The sequence below is a fragment of the Paracoccus sp. BR5-17 genome (assembly GCF_055693925.1).
Window position 1 is genome coordinate 1814747 of the sequence record NZ_JBVFUV010000003.1, and the last position, 14418, is coordinate 1829164.

Annotated in this window: 16 protein-coding genes and 1 tRNA gene; 7 read left to right on the forward strand and 10 right to left on the reverse strand. The window is 70.4% G+C overall.

The annotated features are described in order from the left end of the window. Window positions 1–2 precede the first annotated feature (2 nt). The 4 genes from ACZ1HC_RS10445 to ACZ1HC_RS10460 form a co-directional block, all read right to left on the reverse strand. Window positions 3–79: transfer RNA gene (locus ACZ1HC_RS10445), tRNA-Arg, on the reverse strand. Window positions 80–101: 22 nt separating this feature from the next. Further along, window positions 102–1160 carry a hypothetical protein gene (locus ACZ1HC_RS10450; RefSeq protein WP_472699922.1) on the reverse strand — a complete coding sequence of 353 codons (1059 nt, stop codon included), beginning with the start codon at window positions 1158–1160 and terminating at the stop codon, window positions 102–104. A gap of 93 nt (window positions 1161–1253) precedes the next feature. After that, a complete protein-coding gene (gene rpoH / locus ACZ1HC_RS10455; protein ID WP_472699923.1) occupies window positions 1254–2162 on the reverse strand; it encodes an RNA polymerase sigma factor RpoH in 909 nt (302 codons plus the stop codon). Window positions 2163–2330: 168 nt separating this feature from the next. Beyond that, window positions 2331–3353, reverse strand: coding sequence for an RluA family pseudouridine synthase (locus tag ACZ1HC_RS10460; RefSeq protein ID WP_472699924.1), 1023 nt, complete (start codon window positions 3351–3353; stop codon window positions 2331–2333). Between ACZ1HC_RS10460 and ACZ1HC_RS10465 the strand changes: the two genes are divergently transcribed. Continuing rightward, a complete protein-coding gene (locus ACZ1HC_RS10465) occupies window positions 3352–3657 on the forward strand; it encodes a DUF6476 family protein (RefSeq protein ID WP_472699925.1) in 306 nt (101 codons plus the stop codon). The genes ACZ1HC_RS10460 and ACZ1HC_RS10465 overlap by 2 nt on opposite strands. Here the strand turns inward: ACZ1HC_RS10465 and ACZ1HC_RS10470 are convergent. After that, window positions 3648–3896 (reverse strand): accessory factor UbiK family protein, encoded by a 249-nt coding sequence (locus ACZ1HC_RS10470; protein ID WP_472699926.1) that lies wholly within the window; start codon window positions 3894–3896, stop codon window positions 3648–3650. The two genes, ACZ1HC_RS10465 and ACZ1HC_RS10470, sit on opposite strands and share 10 nt — an antisense overlap. Before the next feature lie 161 nt (window positions 3897–4057). On the opposite strand from ACZ1HC_RS10470, the gene lgt reads away from it, so the two are divergent. From lgt to dacB, 5 genes are read left to right on the forward strand one after another with little or no spacing between them, the layout of a single operon-like run. Beyond that, window positions 4058–4945 carry a prolipoprotein diacylglyceryl transferase gene (gene lgt / locus ACZ1HC_RS10475; protein ID WP_472699927.1) on the forward strand — a complete coding sequence of 296 codons (888 nt, stop codon included), beginning with the start codon at window positions 4058–4060 and terminating at the stop codon, window positions 4943–4945. After that, the gene (locus ACZ1HC_RS10480; protein WP_472699928.1) at window positions 4942–6009 is read left to right on the forward strand and encodes a class I SAM-dependent methyltransferase; all 1068 of its coding nucleotides are present in this window, start codon (window positions 4942–4944) and stop codon (window positions 6007–6009) included. Before lgt ends, ACZ1HC_RS10480 begins: the two co-directional genes overlap by 4 nt. Then, window positions 5993–6757 (forward strand): peptidoglycan editing factor PgeF, encoded by a 765-nt coding sequence (gene pgeF / locus ACZ1HC_RS10485; protein WP_472699929.1) that lies wholly within the window; start codon window positions 5993–5995, stop codon window positions 6755–6757. Before ACZ1HC_RS10480 ends, pgeF begins: the two co-directional genes overlap by 17 nt. Further along, complete coding sequence (locus tag ACZ1HC_RS10490) at window positions 6754–7359, forward strand: nicotinate-nucleotide adenylyltransferase (protein WP_472699930.1); 606 nt, start codon at window positions 6754–6756, stop codon at window positions 7357–7359. The genes pgeF and ACZ1HC_RS10490 overlap by 4 nt, the downstream gene beginning before the upstream one ends. Then, a complete protein-coding gene (dacB, locus tag ACZ1HC_RS10495; RefSeq protein ID WP_472699931.1) occupies window positions 7356–8768 on the forward strand; it encodes a D-alanyl-D-alanine carboxypeptidase/D-alanyl-D-alanine endopeptidase in 1413 nt (470 codons plus the stop codon). Before ACZ1HC_RS10490 ends, dacB begins: the two co-directional genes overlap by 4 nt. Here the strand turns inward: dacB and ACZ1HC_RS10500 are convergent, their stop codons facing one another. Further along, window positions 8769–9191, reverse strand: a complete 423-nt coding sequence (locus ACZ1HC_RS10500; RefSeq protein ID WP_472699932.1) for a tellurite resistance TerB family protein — start codon at window positions 9189–9191, stop codon at window positions 8769–8771. A gap of 95 nt (window positions 9192–9286) precedes the next feature. Here ACZ1HC_RS10500 and ACZ1HC_RS10505 point away from each other — a divergent pair, with 95 nt between their 5' ends. Continuing rightward, a complete protein-coding gene (locus tag ACZ1HC_RS10505) occupies window positions 9287–10870 on the forward strand; it encodes a lysine--tRNA ligase (RefSeq protein ID WP_472699933.1) in 1584 nt (527 codons plus the stop codon). Here ACZ1HC_RS10505 and recR read toward each other — a convergent pair. From recR to ACZ1HC_RS10525, 4 genes are all read right to left on the reverse strand, one after another. Continuing rightward, a complete protein-coding gene (recR, locus tag ACZ1HC_RS10510) occupies window positions 10867–11466 on the reverse strand; it encodes a recombination mediator RecR (RefSeq protein ID WP_472699934.1) in 600 nt (199 codons plus the stop codon). The genes ACZ1HC_RS10505 and recR overlap by 4 nt on opposite strands. 2 nt (window positions 11467–11468) lie before the next feature. Further along, window positions 11469–11813 (reverse strand): YbaB/EbfC family nucleoid-associated protein, encoded by a 345-nt coding sequence (locus ACZ1HC_RS10515; RefSeq protein WP_472699935.1) that lies wholly within the window; start codon window positions 11811–11813, stop codon window positions 11469–11471. A 3-nt stretch (window positions 11814–11816) separates the two neighbouring features. Next, the gene (locus ACZ1HC_RS10520) at window positions 11817–13592 is read right to left on the reverse strand and encodes a DNA polymerase III subunit gamma/tau (RefSeq protein WP_472699936.1); all 1776 of its coding nucleotides are present in this window, start codon (window positions 13590–13592) and stop codon (window positions 11817–11819) included. Window positions 13593–13658: 66 nt separating this feature from the next. Then, entirely contained in the window at window positions 13659–14390 is a 732-nt protein-coding gene (locus ACZ1HC_RS10525) for a TerB family tellurite resistance protein (RefSeq protein WP_472699937.1), read from the reverse strand. Window positions 14391–14418: the final 28 nt, after the last annotated feature.

Consider the following 14418-nt stretch of genomic DNA (forward strand, 5'->3'; position numbering starts at 1 on the left):
GATGGCGCACCCGAAGGGATTCGAACCCCTGGCCTCTGCCTTCGGAGGGCAGCGCTCTATCCAGCTGAGCTACGGGTGCCTGCGGCCGTGAATAGCGGCAGTCAGGCCAGGGCGCAACGGCGAAAACGATCCGGCGGGATCAGCCTGCGCAAATCTGCTGCAGCGCCAGCCACTGTTCGTCGGTCAGAAGCGGGCGTGCGGGGGGCGTTGCGGAACGCGTCGCCCTCGATCAGCGGCAGGACGGTCTGGCCGGTGGGGTCGATGGTGCGCGCATAGGGTTCGGCCGGGATGCCGCGTTCCGCCAGGGCCCCCAGCAGGTCGGCATCCGCGGGCCGGGGCGCGGGGTTCATCAGCATCGCCGCGCCGAAGCCCGCCATCGCGTCCTGGGGCAGGTGGCCCAGCGTCATCAACCGCAACGACGCCAGCAGCCCGGCATGTTCGACCGCAGCCTGACGCAGGGCCGCGTCGGTCGTGGCAAGGCTGGCCGCCACCAGATGGGCCGCCGCGGCCTCGGGGCCGGGGGCGGTCTGCAACAGGTCGCTTCCGATCACGTAGATCTCGCCCGGAAGGCGGCGCGCCCCGCCCAGGGGGCCGGGCACCACGCGGATGTCCGCCTCTGGCCCCAGCAGCCGGGGGGCCAGCCAGTCCAGCACAGCCTGCCCGGATTCGCGGCGGCAGACCGCGCCGGAACCCCGTTCCAGATCGGCCAGGATCGCCTCGCCCAGATCGCGGGCTTGGGCAGGGGGCGCGATGCGCGCGGCGTGGACGATCAGCGCGTCCGGCAGCCACAGGACCAGCCATCCGAGAACCGCCAGGATCGCCAGCACCAGAAGCCCGCTGCGCAGCCTGCCGGTATGGGCGCGGTGGGTGGCGATCGCGCCCTGCACGCGGGCGATCGCCTCGATCATCAGCGGATCGTCCAGCGTCAGGGTCTCGTCCTCGCCGGTGGGGGTCGGGGCATAGAGGGCCGGGGTGGCGCCCGGGTTCAGCCGGACCACGGCGGGCAGCGACCAGTGGGACAGCGGCCGGTCCGTCGCGGGATCGAACAGGACCAGCGTCGCGTCCCCGACCGACACGATCACCTCGCGTTCGGGCACATCGGGCGCCGCGCGCCACGAGCCCTGGGCTTCGAGCCGTTGAAATTTCGTGAGCGCGGTCATGTTGTCTGATCTGCCAGCCTGAACCCGGACCATAGCGTTCAGGCCCGGCAGGTCAATCGCGACCCTCCGGAACGACGGCGGGCGGCGGCGCGGTCACATCGCCGGATCGGGCACCCTCATCCCCTTGTCGCGGGCCAGGACGCGCATCCGGTCCTGAAGCTTCTCGAAGGCGCGCACCTCGATCTGGCGGATGCGTTCGCGCGACACGTCATAGCGTGCCGACAGATCCTCGAGCGTCAGGGGGTCGTCGCGCAGACGGCGTTCGATCAGGATGTCCTTCTCGCGCTCGTTCAGCACGTCCATCGCCTGCATCAGCATCTGGCGGCGGGTGTCCAGTTCCTCGGATTCGGCGAAGGCCTCGGCCTGGTTGGCGTCCTCGTCTTCCAGCCAGTCCTGCCACTGAGAGGCGGAATCCCCCTCTCCGCTGCCGACGGTCGCGTTCAGCGAGGCATCGCCCCCGGACAGGCGGCGGTTCATCTCGATCACCTCCTGCTCGGTCACGTTCAGGTCGTTGGCGATCTGGGCGACGTTTTCGGGACGCAGGTCGCCTTCCTCGAGCGCGCCGATCCGGGACTTGGCCTTGCGCAGGTTGAAGAACAGCTTCTTCTGCGCGCTTGTGGTCCCCATCTTCACCAGCGACCAGGACCGCAGGATGTATTCCTGGATCGAGGCGCGGATCCACCACATCGCATAGGTCGCCAGCCTGAAGCCGCGGTCCGGGTCGAACCGCTTGACGGCCTGCATCAGCCCGACATTCGCCTCCGAGATCACCTCGGCCTGCGGTAGTCCATAGCCGCGATAGCCCATGGCGATCTTGGCGGCCAGCCGCAGGTGCGAGGTGACCAGCTTGTGCGCGGCCTCGCTGTCCTGGTGGTCGGCCCAGGCCTTGGCCAGCATGTATTCCTCTTCGGGCTGCAAAAGCGGAAACTTGCGGATTTCCTGCAGATAGCGGTTGAGTCCCTGTTCCGGGCTCGGGGCGGGAAGATTTCCGTAATTCGCCATGATTTCGGCCTTTCGCAGAGTCCAGATCGCAGAAGACAGGTCGCGGAATGCGGGAACGCCTCGTGCTTGGGCGGGGTTCCGGCCTGGTGGCGGCCCCGGGCGGCGCAATCCGGCGACAGTGTGCAGGACACAACCGGGCCGGCCAGCCACGGTGCCTTCACGTTTGCGTCAGCACGGCCCGCGCAGGACGTCCAGAAGCGCCTGCATGTCCGGGGGCAGGGGGCTGTCGAAGGCCAGCGGCCGGCCGGTCACCGGGTGGTCGAACCCCAGATGGGCCGCGTGCAGCGCCTGGCGCGGAAAGGCCGCCACCGCCGCCGCCGCAGGACCAAGCGCCCGGGCCGATGCCTTGCGCGACCCGCCATAGACCGGGTCGCCGATCAGTCCCAGCCCGGCATGGGCCATGTGGACGCGGATCTGGTGGGTCCGCCCCGTCTCCAGCCGGCATTCGACCAGCATCGCCGACGGCGGCTGGCCGAACCGCTCCAGCATCCTGGCGCGGGTGACCGCGTGGCGACCCTTGTCGAAATGGACCGCCTGCCGCTGCCGATCCGTGGCGTGCCGCCCCAGCCGGGTCGCGATCTTCAACGTGGCCCCCTCCTCGAAGGTGACGCCGGGGACGCCGCGCAGCCGCGCATCGGCCCCGTCGATCACCCCATGCGCCAGGGCCAGATAACGCCGCTGCGCGGTGTGGGCTTCGAACTGGGCCGCCAGCCCGTGATGGGCGCGGTCGGATTTCGCCACCACCAGAAGCCCCGAGGTGTCCTTGTCGATGCGATGCACGATGCCCGGTCGCCGTTCGCCGCCGATGCCCGACAGGCTGTCGCCGCAATGGGCCAGAAGCGCGTTCACCAGCGTGCCGTCGGGCGATCCGGGGGCAGGGTGGACCACCATCCCCGCGGGCTTGTCGATGACGACCAGATCCTCGTCCTCGAAGGCGATGGCCAGCGGGATCGCCTGCGGGCGGGTCTCGACCGGCTCGGGGTCGGGGATGGCGATGCGGTAGTCCTGCCCTTCCGCCACCCGGGCCTTGCCGTCGCGGACCACGCCGCCGGGCCCGCTGACGGCGCCCTCGGCGATCAGGCGCGCCAGGCGGGACCGCGACAGGGCCGCCGCCTCTGGCACCGCCAGGGCAAGCGCCTTATCAAGCCGGTCAGGCGGATTGGCCGGAATGGTGACGACAAGGTTCGACATGGGCGGGGATGATAGCGACTGGAAGACGGCGGCGAAAGCGGTGCCCGAACTGCGGCTGCTGCGGTGGCTGGTGACGGGGCTGGCGCTGGTGATGGCGCTGGGCATGATCGCCATCGTGGCGCTGCTGTGGGTGCGTCTGGGCCAGCCGGCGCTGCCCGACCTGCCGGACGCGGTGTCCCTGCCCGACGGCGCCACGGCCCAGGCCGTGACCTTCGCCCGCGACTGGATCGTTGTCGTCACCGATGCAGGCGAGGTGCTGCTTTACGACCGCGCAGGCGCGCTGCGCGACCGGGTTCAGCCCTGACGGCCGGCCTGCATCGCGTCCAGCCGGGCCTTCAGTTCGGCGTTCTCGGTCCGGGCCTTGATCGCCATGTCGCGCACGGCCTCGAACTCCTCGCGGGTCACGAAGTCGCGATCCGCCAGCCAGCGGTCGATCCAGCCCTTCATCGCCGTCTCGGCCTCGGCCTTGGCGCCGTGGGCCACGCCCATGGCATTGGTCATCAGCTTCGAGATGTCGTCGAAGAACTTGTTTTGCGTGGTCATCTGGTCCTTGTCCCCTCTAGGTGGTTGCCCGCCTATATGGGCCGGGCCGCCGCCGGGTTCAATGCGACCGCCGCCGCCGGGACGCGCGGGGCCGCGCCCGGACTGCGTGTTGACACCGCGCCGCCGGCGGCTAGCGTGCGCCGCACAGGACCCGAGGCCCCATGATCCCCTTTCCCGACATCGCACCCGAGATCTTCACCATCAACCTGGGCGGGCTGTCGCTGTCGCTGCGGTGGTACGCGCTGGCCTATCTGGCGGGGCTGCTGCTGGGCTGGCGGATCATCGTCGCGATGATGCGGCGCCACCGGCTGTGGGGCGACCGCGCGCCGATGGCGCCGGACCGGGTGGACGACCTGCTGACCTGGGTGATCCTGGGGGTGATCCTGGGCGGCCGGCTGGGCTTCGTGCTGTTCTACGAACCGGCCTACTACCTGGCCAACCCGGCCGAGATCATCAAGGTCTGGCAGGGCGGGATGAGCTTCCACGGCGGCTTCGCGGGCGTCATCGTCGCCGCTTGGGCCTTCTGCCGCGCCAACGCCATCCCGCCGCTGCGGCTGGCCGACGCGATGGCGGTGGTGGCCCCCATCGGCATCTTCTTCGGCCGCATCGCGAACTTCATCAACGCCGAATTGTGGGGGCGCCCGACCACGCTGCCCTGGGGGGTGATCTTTCCGGGCCAGGCCGCGCAGACCTGCCCCGGGGTTGCCGGCCCCTGCGCCCGCCATCCCAGCCAGCTTTACGAGGCGGGGCTGGAGGGACTGCTTCTGGGGCTGGTCCTGTTCGCCCTGGTCCGCGCGGGCGGGCTGCGCCGCCCGGGCCTGGCCTTTGGCCTGTTCCTGGCCGGCTACGGGCTGGCGCGGATGTTCGTGGAACTGTTCCGCGTCGCCGATGCCCAGTTCATCACTCCGGACAACCCGCTGGGCCATGTCATCGGCGGGCCGGTGATCGGGCTGACGATGGGCCAGCTTCTGTCGCTGCCGATGGTGCTGCTGGGGCTGTTCCTGATCCTGCGCGCGCGCCGCAGGCCGGCGGTGACTGCCGCCGCATGACGACGCCGCTGACCCGCACCATCGTGCAGCGGATCCGCGCGACCGGCCCGATCACGCTGGCCGATTACATGCAGATCTGCCTGCTGGATCCGCGCCACGGCTACTACGCGACGCGCGATCCCTTCGGCGCGAAGGGCGACTTCACCACCGCCCCCGAGATCCACCAGATGTTCGGAGAGCTTTGCGGCCTGGCCCTGGCCCAGACCTGGATCGACCAGGGCCGCCCCTCGCCCTTCACCCTGGCGGAACTGGGGCCGGGACGGGGCACCCTGATGGCCGACATGCTGCGCGCGATGCGGCAGGCACCCGGCATGACCGACGCGGCGCGGGTGACCCTGATCGAGGCCTCGGCCCATCTGCGGCAGGTGCAGCGGGACCGGCTGGGGGCTGCGGCAAGGCATCTCGACGGGGTCGAGGAATTGCCCGACAAGCCCCTGCTCCTGATCGCGAACGAGTTCTTCGATGCCCTGCCGGTCCGGCAGTATCAGCGCGGCCCGGACGGCTGGTGCGAACGGCTGGTCGGGCTGTCGGACGACGGGTCGCTGCGCCTTGGCCTTGGCCCCGTGGTGGATCTGCCGCGACCCGGACGGCCCGGCGACGTTGTCGAGGAATGTCCCGCCGCGCCCGCCATCGTCGAGGCCCTGGCCCGGCGGATCGCCGCGCGGGGCGGGGCTGCCATCCTGATCGACTATGGCGGCTGGAACGGCTACGGCGATACGGTCCAGGCGCTGCGCAACCACCGGCCCGAGGATCCGCTGGCCCATCCGGGCGAGGCCGACCTGACCGCCCATGTCGATTTCGCGCCGCTGGCCGCGGCCGCGATGCGCGCGGGCGCCGTCGCCTCGCGGCCGATCCGTCAGGGCGACTGGCTGTTGTCGCTGGGCGCGGCGCAGCGCGCGGAACGGCTGGCGGCGGCGGGGGACGCGCAGGCGATGACGGCGCTTCGGCGCTTGACCCACCCCGACGAAATGGGTCACCTGTTCAAGGCCATCGCCATCTGGCCGAAAGGGGCGCCGCCGGTGCCCGGATTTGACGCGCTGAGGCTTCATGCAGACCACGCTTGAGATCCTGACACACCCCCTTCTCCGCGATGTCCGCCACGGGTTCTTCACCCGCAAGGGCGGGGCGTCCTCGGGCCTGTTCTCGGGGCTGAACTGCGGGCGCCGTTCGACCGACCAGAGGGAGATGGTGGCCCTGAACCGGGCCCGCGCCGCCACCGCGATGGGCGTGGATTCGGGGTGCCTTGCGACCGTGAAGCAGGTTCATTCCGCCGACGTCGTCACCCTGACCGACGCTCAGGACATCGCCGCCGTCGCCGGGACTGAGGCCGATGGCATCGTCACCGCCCGCCGCGACGTGGCGCTTGCGGTGCTGACGGCGGATTGCCAGCCGATCCTGCTGGCCGACACGCGTGCTGGCGTGATCGGCGCCTGCCATGCGGGCTGGCGCGGCGCCCTGAGCGGCATCATCGAGGCGACCGTGGAGGCGATGCGCGCGCTGGGCGCGGACCGCATCCGCGCCGTCATCGGCCCCACCATCAGCCAACGCGCCTACGAGGTCGGCCCCGACTTCATGGACAGCTTCCTGGCCGAGGATCCGGGCAACGACCGCTTTTTCAGCGGCGGCCCCAACGGCCGGCCGATGTTCGACCTTCCGTCCTTCGGCCTGATGCGGCTGCGCGATGCCGGCGTCGAGGCCGAGTGGTCCGGCCATTGCACCTATTCGGACCCCGACCGGTTCTTCAGCTACCGCCGCGCCACCCACGAGGGCAAGGCCGATTACGGCCGGCTGATCTCAGCGATCAGGCTTTGACCCGCGCCGGCCTTCCCCTTGCCCTGCCGGGGATGCGGATCGGCCTTCTGGGCGGCTCGTTCGATCCCGCGCATGAAGGCCATGTCGCCATCACCCGCGCGGCGCTGCGCCAGTTCCGGCTGGACCGCGTCTGGTGGCTTGTTTCGCCCGGCAACCCGCTGAAGACCCGGCGCCCGGCGCCCCTGTCCCGGCGGATCGAGGACGCGCGGTGCCTTGTCAGCGACCCGCGCATCCGGATCACCGACATCGAGAGCCGCCTGGGCACCCGGATGACGGCCGACACGGTCGCGGCGCTGCGCCGGGTCTATCCCGGGGTGCGCTTCGTCTGGCTGATGGGCTCGGACAACCTGGCGCAGTTCCACCGCTGGGACCGCTGGCGCCGGATCGCGGCGGCGCTGCCCCTGGGGGTGCTGGCCCGGCCGGGATCGCGGCTGGCGGCGCGGCGGTCGGTGGCCGCGCATGTCCTGGAACCCTGGCGGCTGCCGCTGTCGCAGGCGGGCAGCCTGGCGCTGCGGCGCCCGCCCGCCTGGGTTCAGGTGAACCTGCCGATGTCGCCGCAATCCTCGACCGCGCTGCGCCTGGCAGCGGAGGCGCGGCGATGATGTTGTCCCGCCGCCAACTGCTGGGCGGGCTGGCCGCGGCTCCACTGGCGCCGGCCTTGCCGCTGGCGCAGGGGCTGGAACTGGGGCGAGGGCTGGACAGGCGGCCGCCGGCCCGGCCGGCGCTGTCGGCGGCCCGCGTCATCGCCGCCGCTGGCCTGCCAGGCCGGGTCGCCTGCGCGCTGCTGGACGGTCCCGGGGGGCCGCTGGCGGACGGCGTGCTGGCCGACGCGCCGATGATGCCCGCCAGCACGCTGAAGGCGCTGACCGCGCTTTACGCACTGGCGCGCCTGGGGCCCGGATACCGCTTCCATACCCGCATCGTCCTGGCGGGCGACATGCTGATCCTGGCGGGCGGGGGCGATCCGGTGCTTTCCACCGATGATCTGGCGGCACTGGCCGCCGATCTTGCGGCGACCGGCCGGCCGCCGCCCGGCCGCTTCGCCGTCTGGGGCGGCGCGCTGCCGCAGCGCGAGGAGATCGCGCCGGGACAGGCGGACCACTTGGCCTACAACCCGGCGCTGTCGGGGATGATCCTGAACTTCAACCGCGTCCACCTGGGCTGGCGGCGCGGCAGCGGCGGGGTCGAGTTGTCGCTCGAGGCGCGGGGATCGGTCCAGTCGCCGCGCGCCTATACGATCACCGCGGCGCCGGGCGACCAGTCCGACCTGTTTTCCTACAGTCAGGCGGGAAACCGCGAAAGCTGGACGGTCGCGCGCAGCGCCATGAACCGGCCCGGCAGCCGCTGGCTACCCGTCCGCAAGCCCGAACTTTACGCCGGCGACGTGTTCCAGACCCTGTGCCGCGCCAAGGGGCTGGCGCTGCCTGCGCCCGAGGTGATCCGCACGCTGCCGCAGGGACAGGTGCTGGCCAGCCACGCCAGCCCGCCGCTGGACCGGATCCTGCGCGACATGCTGTCCTTCTCGACCAACCTGACGGCCGAGGTGGTGGGCCTGCAGGCCAGCGGCGCGCGCGATCCGGCGGCCTCGGCCCAGGCGATGCGGGCCTGGCTGGTGGCGCAGGGGCAGGGGCTGGATTTCACGCTGGCCGATCATTCGGGTCTCTCCGCCGCCAGCCGGGTGACGGCGCAGGGCATGGCGCGGCTGCTGGCGGGCCCGGGGCTTGCGGCCGGCCTGCCGGCGCTGCTGAAGCCCGATCCTCTGGGCCAGGATCCGGCCTTGGGCGCGGCGGACGCGGGGCGGATCCGCGCCAAGACCGGGACGCTGAACTTCGTGTCGAACCTGGCGGGCTATGTCGCCAGCGGGGACGGCCGGCAACGGGCCTTCGCGATCCTGTGCGCGGACGCGCCGCGCCAGATGGCGACGGCGGGGCAGGAACTGCCTTCGGGCGTGCGATCCTGGACGCGCGACGCCAGGCAGCTTCAGCGCGACATCCTGAACGCCTGGGCCTGACTACAGCACCCGGTGGCGCACCTGGGCCGACAGTTCGATGGCGGCGGCGTGCAGGCGGGGGATGTCCAGCTGGTGGCGGATCTCGGCCAGCATCGCGATCTCGCCCTCGTAGAGCCGCCCGTCGGCCGCGCCCACGTCGCAGGCCAGGGCATAGGCGGTTTCATACAGCCGTTCCGGCAGCGCGTCGCGGACCAGGCCGAACAGGGCGTCGATGCCGTCCTCGTGTTCGAACAGCGTCATCACGGTCTGGCTCACGGCGCGGATGCGGTCGGCGTCGTAGGCGGCAAAGACCGGGGCGTGATCGACGCTGCGCTGGATCGCCACCAGTTCCGAGGTCCGGTAGGTCTGGTCGGACGCCGACACGGCCACCATCACCGCCACCAGGGCGTCGCAGGGCGAAAACGAGGGCAGGTCGATGGTCATGGCGGGTCCTGTGGCAAGCGGCACAGGGCGCAAATTATTGACGATCGGGGGCCTTTTCAATAAGGCGTCAAGGTCTTGGAACAGGAGAAGACGCGATGACCACCCTGCGCGACGCCGCGATGCAATCGAAGGCCTGGCCGTTCGAGGAGGCGCGCCGGGTGCTGAAACGCTATGAGAAGAAGGATCCCGACAAGGGCTATGTGCTGTTCGAGACGGGCTATGGCCCATCCGGCCTGCCGCATATCGGGACGTTCGGGGAAGTGGCGCGCACCACCATGATCCGCCGCGCCTTCCAGATCATCAGCGACATCCCGACCCGCCTGGTCTGCTTTTCCGACGACATGGACGGGATGCGCAAGATCCCCGAGAACGTCCCCAACCAGGAGATGCTGCGCCAGCACCTGCAGGAACCGCTGACCACGGTGCCCGATCCCTTCGGCGAATACGACAGCTTCGGCGGCCACAACAACGCCATGCTGCGGCGCTTCCTGGACACCTTCGGCTTCGACTACGAATTCATCAGCGCGACCGAGTTCTACAAGTCGGGCCGCTTCGACGACACGCTGCGGCTGGCCGCCGAACGCTATGACGCCATCATGGAGGTGATGCTGGCCAGCCTGCGCGAGGAACGCCAGCAGACCTATTCCTGCTTCCTGCCGATCAGCCCCAGGACCGGCAAGGTCCTGTACGTGCCGATCAAGCATGTGGACGCGAAGAACGCCACCATCACCTTCGACGACGAGGACGGCGTGGAAACCACGCTGCCCGTCACCGGCGGGCAGGTGAAGCTGCAATGGAAGCCCGATTTCGGCGCCCGCTGGGCCGCGCTGGACGTGGACTTCGAGATGTACGGCAAGGACCATTCCACCAACACGCCCATCTATGACGGCATCTGCCGGATCCTGGGGGGACGCCCGCCCGAGCATTTCACCTACGAGCTGTTCCTGGACCAGCACGGCCAGAAGATCAGCAAGTCGAAGGGCAACGGGCTGTCGATCGACGAATGGCTGACCTATGCGGCCACCGAAAGCCTGTCCTATTTCATGTACCAGAAGCCCAAGACGGCCAAGCGGATGTATTTCGACGTCATCCCCAAGGCCGTCGATGAATACCACCAGCAGTTGCGCGCCTATCCCGAACAGACGCTGGACCAGCAACTGGCCAATCCGGTCTGGCACATCCACGGTGGCGAGGTGCCCGCCTCGGACATGGTGGTGCCGTTCCAGATGCTGCTGAACCTGGCATCCGTGGCGGGCGCCAAGGACAAGGAGGGGCTGTGGGGCTTCATTCGCCGCTATGCGCCCGAAGCCTCGCCCGAGACGCATCCCGGGCTGGACCAGGCGGCGGGTTTCGCGGTGCGCTATTTCACCGACTTCGTGGCCCCGACGCGGCAGTTCCGCGCCCCCAGCCAGGTCGAACGCCGCGCGCTGGAGGATCTGGCCGGGCGCCTTGCGGCCTGGGACCAGCCCGCCGACCCCGAGGCGCTGCAGTCGATGGTGTTCGCCATCGGCAAGGACCACGGCTTCGAGCCGCTGCGCGACTGGTTCGCGGCGCTGTATCAGGTGCTGCTGGGCGCCGATCAGGGGCCGCGCTTCGGCGGCTTCATCGCGCTTTACGGCATCGACGAGACCCGCGCCCTGATCGAGAAGGCGCTGGCCGGCGAACTGGCCGAGGCCTAGAGCCGGCGCCGCGCCCGCAGCGCCGCGCTGATCGTGCCGTCGTCGAGATAATCCAGCTCGCCGCCGATCGGCACGCCCTGCGCAAGCCCTGTCACCGTCGCGCCCGAATCCGCCAGGGCGTCGGCGATGTAATGGGCGGTAGTCTGGCCGTCCACGGTGGCGTTCAGCGCCAGGATCACCTCGCGGATTTTCTCGCGTTCCACGCGGTCGATCAGGGCGGGGATGCCCAGGTCGTCGGGGCCGATCTCGTCCAGGGCGGACAGGGTGCCGCCCAGGACGTGATAGCGGCCGCCGAAGGCGCGGCCCCGCTCCAGGGCCCACAGGTCGGCCACGTCCTGGACCACGCAGATCTCTCCGGTCGCGCGGGCAGAGTCGGCGCAGATTGCGCATTCGTCGCGGTCGGTGATGTTGCCGCAGGTGATGCATTCGCGCGAATTGACGGCCACGCGGTCCAACAGGCCGGCAAGCTGCGACATCTGCCCGCTTCGCTTGCGGATCAGATGCAGCACGATGCGGCGGGCCGACCGCGGCCCCAGCCCCGGCAGCCGGGCCATCAGCCCGACAAGCGCCTGGATGTCGTCGCTGCCTTCGGCCATGCCTAGAAGGGCAGCTTCATGTCGGCGGGCAGGCCTAGTTCCTGCGTCACGCGCGCCAGTTCCGACTGCATCCTGTCCTGGGCCTTGCGCTGCACGTCCTTGATCGCCGCGAGGATCAGATCCTCGACCACTTCCTTTTCCGAGGGCACGAAGATCGACGGGTCGATGTCAAGTGCGGTCAGTTCGCCCTTGGCGGTGGCGGTGGCCTTGACCAGGCCGGCGCCGGATTCGCCCGTCACGGTGATCGTGTCCAGGCTGGCCTGCACTTGGGCCATCCGATCCTGCATGTCCTTCGCGGCCTTCATCATCTTAGCCATGTCGCCAAAGCCGCCCAAACCCTTGATCATGTTCTAGTCCTCATCCTCGAAGGGATCCCATTCCTCGACCTCGGCCACGGGACCCTGGGTCAGTTCGTGCGGATTGGCCGCACCCTCGGCCAGATCCTCGGCCTGCGGTTCGGGGGCCGAGCGCGTCACGCGCCGCAGCGTCGCCCCGGGAAAGCTTGCCAGCACCTGCTGCACGATGGGCAGTTGCAGTGCGCGTTCCTCTCGGGCACGGCGTTCCGCGGCCTGCTGTTCGGCGATGGTCGGGGCGCCGCCTTCGCCGGTGACGATGACCGACCAGCGCTGCCCGCCCGTCCAGCCGCGCAGGCGTTCCGCCAGCCTGGGCGCAAGGTCGCGGGTGGCGTTGGCCTTCGGCTCGAACTCGATCCGGCCGGGGCTGTAGCGGACAAGGCCCACATGCCGTTCCACCTGCACCAGCAGAAGCATGTCCCCCATCCGCCGGATCAGCTCCAGGACCGAGGCGAAGTCGGGCCAGGCGGCGAAGGCATCCGGGCTGACCGCCAGCGCGGTCGCCGTGCCCGACCGCTGCGCGATCACCGGCGCCGGACGGGCGGCGGCGCGCGGAGCCTGGGCGGGGGCGGCGGGCGCGGCCTGGCGCGCGAAATCGCCCGCCGCCTGCGCCTGCTGGACCCTGCGGATCAGCGATTCCGGGTCGGGCAGGTCGGCCACATGGGTCAGCCGGATCACCGCCATTTCCGCGGCCATCATCGCGTTCGGGGCGGCGGACACTTCCTCCAGCGCCTTCAGCAGCATCTGCCACAGCCGCGTCAGCACCCGCATCGCCAGCCTGCCGGCCAAGTCCTTGCCGCGCACCCGTTCGTCGGGGGCGACGGTCGGATCCTCGGCCGCGTCCGGGGTGATCTTCACGACCGAGATCCAGTGCGTGATCTCGGCCAGGTCGCGCAGCACGGCGACCGGGTCGGCACCGTCGGCGTATTGGGACTGCAACTCGTTCAGGGCGGCTGCCGCGTCACCGCGCAGGATCATCTCGAACAGGTCGATGACCCGGCCCCGGTCGGCCAGGCCCAGCATGGCGCGGACCTGCTCGGCCGTGGTTTCCCCGGCGCCGTGGCTGATCGCCTGGTCCAGCAGGCTGGTCGCGTCGCGGGCCGATCCTTCCGCCGCGCGGGTGATCAGCGCCAGAGCGTCGTCGGTGATCCGGGCGCCCTCGGCCGCGGCGATGCGGCGCAGCAGGGCGATCATCACCTCGGGCTCGATCCGGCGCAGGTCGAAGCGCTGGCAGCGCGACAGGACGGTGACAGGAACCTTGCGGATCTCGGTGGTGGCGAAGATGAACTTCACATGCGGGGGCGGTTCTTCCAGCGTCTTGAGCAGCGCGTTGAAGGCGCTGGTGGACAGCATGTGCACTTCGTCGATGATATAGATCTTGTAGCGCGCGCTGGCCGCCCGGTAATGGACCGAATCGATGATCTCGCGGATGTCGTTCACGCCTGTGCGCGAGGCCGCGTCCATTTCCAGCACATCGACGTGGCGGCCCTCGGTGATCGCCACGCAATGGTCGCAGACGCCGCAGGGCTGGGTGGTCGGGCCGCCCTGGCCGTCGGGGCCGACGCAGTTCATGCCCTTGGCGATGATCCGCGCCGTGGTGGTCTTTCCGGTGCCGCGGATGCCGGTCATGATGAAGGCTTGCGCGATCCGGTCGGCGGCAAAGGCGTTCTTCAGCGTGCGCACCATCGCGTCCTGACCGACCAGGTCGGCAAAGGTCTCGGGCCGGTACTTGCGGGCCAGGACCTGATAGGCAGGTGCTGCGTCTTGGGGCATCGTGGGGTCCGTCACAGGGTCATGGCGAACCTAGTGGCTGGCCCATCCCGCGGCAAGGGCCGGGGCCTATTCGGCCGGTTCCGGCACCCTGCCGCGGCGCATCTTGCGGAACGCGTCCCAGGCCTCGTTCAGGCGTCGAGTGCGGGCTTCGGCCAGGCGGACGGCCTCGGGCGGCAGGCCGCGGGCGATGGCGCGGTCGGGATGGGCTTCCAGGATCAGCGCGCGGAACCGCTTGCGCGCCTCGGGCATGGGCGTGTCCAGCGGGATGCCCAGCACGTCGCAGGGCGGGCAGTCGGACTGCCGGTCGTGGCGCAGGCGGATCGCCGCCACGCGTTCGGCGGGCAGGCCGAAGATGCGGCCGACCTCGTCGATGAACAGGATTTCGTTCTCGTGCATCCCGCCATCGGCCACGGCGATGATGCACAGACCCTCGATCACGTCGGCCAGGACCGGATCTCCGGCGGGGAACATGGCGGCGATGCGGCGCGCCCAGGCGTCGAAGCCCGCCACGTCCTGCCGGGCCAGGTCGAAGACGCGGGCCGCGTTCTTTTCCTCGGCGCGCGGGATGATGAAGACGCGCCGGAAGGCCGCCACCTCGGATCGGGCCACGGCGCCGTCGGACTTGGCCAGCTTCGCGCCCAGCGCGATCACGGCAATGGTGAAGGCGACCGAGCGTTCGGGCGGGGTCGCCGGCCTGGCGCTGCCCAGGAAGGCCGCCAGGCGGTCGCCGATGCGCTGCCAGAAGCTGCGGGGCTTGGGCAGGCTGGGGCAGGGGGTGTCGGTCGCGCGCATGTCCATGCCCCCAGGTTATCCGCTAAGCGCGCGC

Bases quoted from the DNA above. Each gene is read 5' to 3' on its own strand.
- ACZ1HC_RS10450 (WP_472699922.1), bottom strand. From the start codon at position 1,160: ATGACCGCGCTCACGAAATTTCAACGGCTCGAAGCCCAGGGCTCGTGG.
- rpoH (WP_472699923.1), bottom strand. From the start codon at position 2,162: ATGGCGAATTACGGAAATCTTCCCGCCCCGAGCCCGGAACAGGGACTC.
- ACZ1HC_RS10465 (WP_472699925.1), top strand. From the start codon at position 3,352: ATGGGCGGGGATGATAGCGACTGGAAGACGGCGGCGAAAGCGGTGCCC.
- ACZ1HC_RS10460 (WP_472699924.1), bottom strand. From the start codon at position 3,353: ATGTCGAACCTTGTCGTCACCATTCCGGCCAATCCGCCTGACCGGCTT.
- ACZ1HC_RS10470 (WP_472699926.1), bottom strand. From the start codon at position 3,896: ATGACCACGCAAAACAAGTTCTTCGACGACATCTCGAAGCTGATGACC.
- lgt (WP_472699927.1), top strand. From the start codon at position 4,058: ATGATCCCCTTTCCCGACATCGCACCCGAGATCTTCACCATCAACCTG.
- ACZ1HC_RS10480 (WP_472699928.1), top strand. From the start codon at position 4,942: ATGACGACGCCGCTGACCCGCACCATCGTGCAGCGGATCCGCGCGACC.
- pgeF (WP_472699929.1), top strand. From the start codon at position 5,993: ATGCAGACCACGCTTGAGATCCTGACACACCCCCTTCTCCGCGATGTC.
- dacB (WP_472699931.1), top strand. From the start codon at position 7,356: ATGATGTTGTCCCGCCGCCAACTGCTGGGCGGGCTGGCCGCGGCTCCA.
- ACZ1HC_RS10500 (WP_472699932.1), bottom strand. From the start codon at position 9,191: ATGACCATCGACCTGCCCTCGTTTTCGCCCTGCGACGCCCTGGTGGCG.
- ACZ1HC_RS10505 (WP_472699933.1), top strand. From the start codon at position 9,287: ATGACCACCCTGCGCGACGCCGCGATGCAATCGAAGGCCTGGCCGTTC.
- recR (WP_472699934.1), bottom strand. From the start codon at position 11,466: ATGGCCGAAGGCAGCGACGACATCCAGGCGCTTGTCGGGCTGATGGCC.
- ACZ1HC_RS10515 (WP_472699935.1), bottom strand. From the start codon at position 11,813: ATGATCAAGGGTTTGGGCGGCTTTGGCGACATGGCTAAGATGATGAAG.
- ACZ1HC_RS10520 (WP_472699936.1), bottom strand. From the start codon at position 13,592: ATGCCCCAAGACGCAGCACCTGCCTATCAGGTCCTGGCCCGCAAGTAC.
- ACZ1HC_RS10525 (WP_472699937.1), bottom strand. From the start codon at position 14,390: ATGGACATGCGCGCGACCGACACCCCCTGCCCCAGCCTGCCCAAGCCC.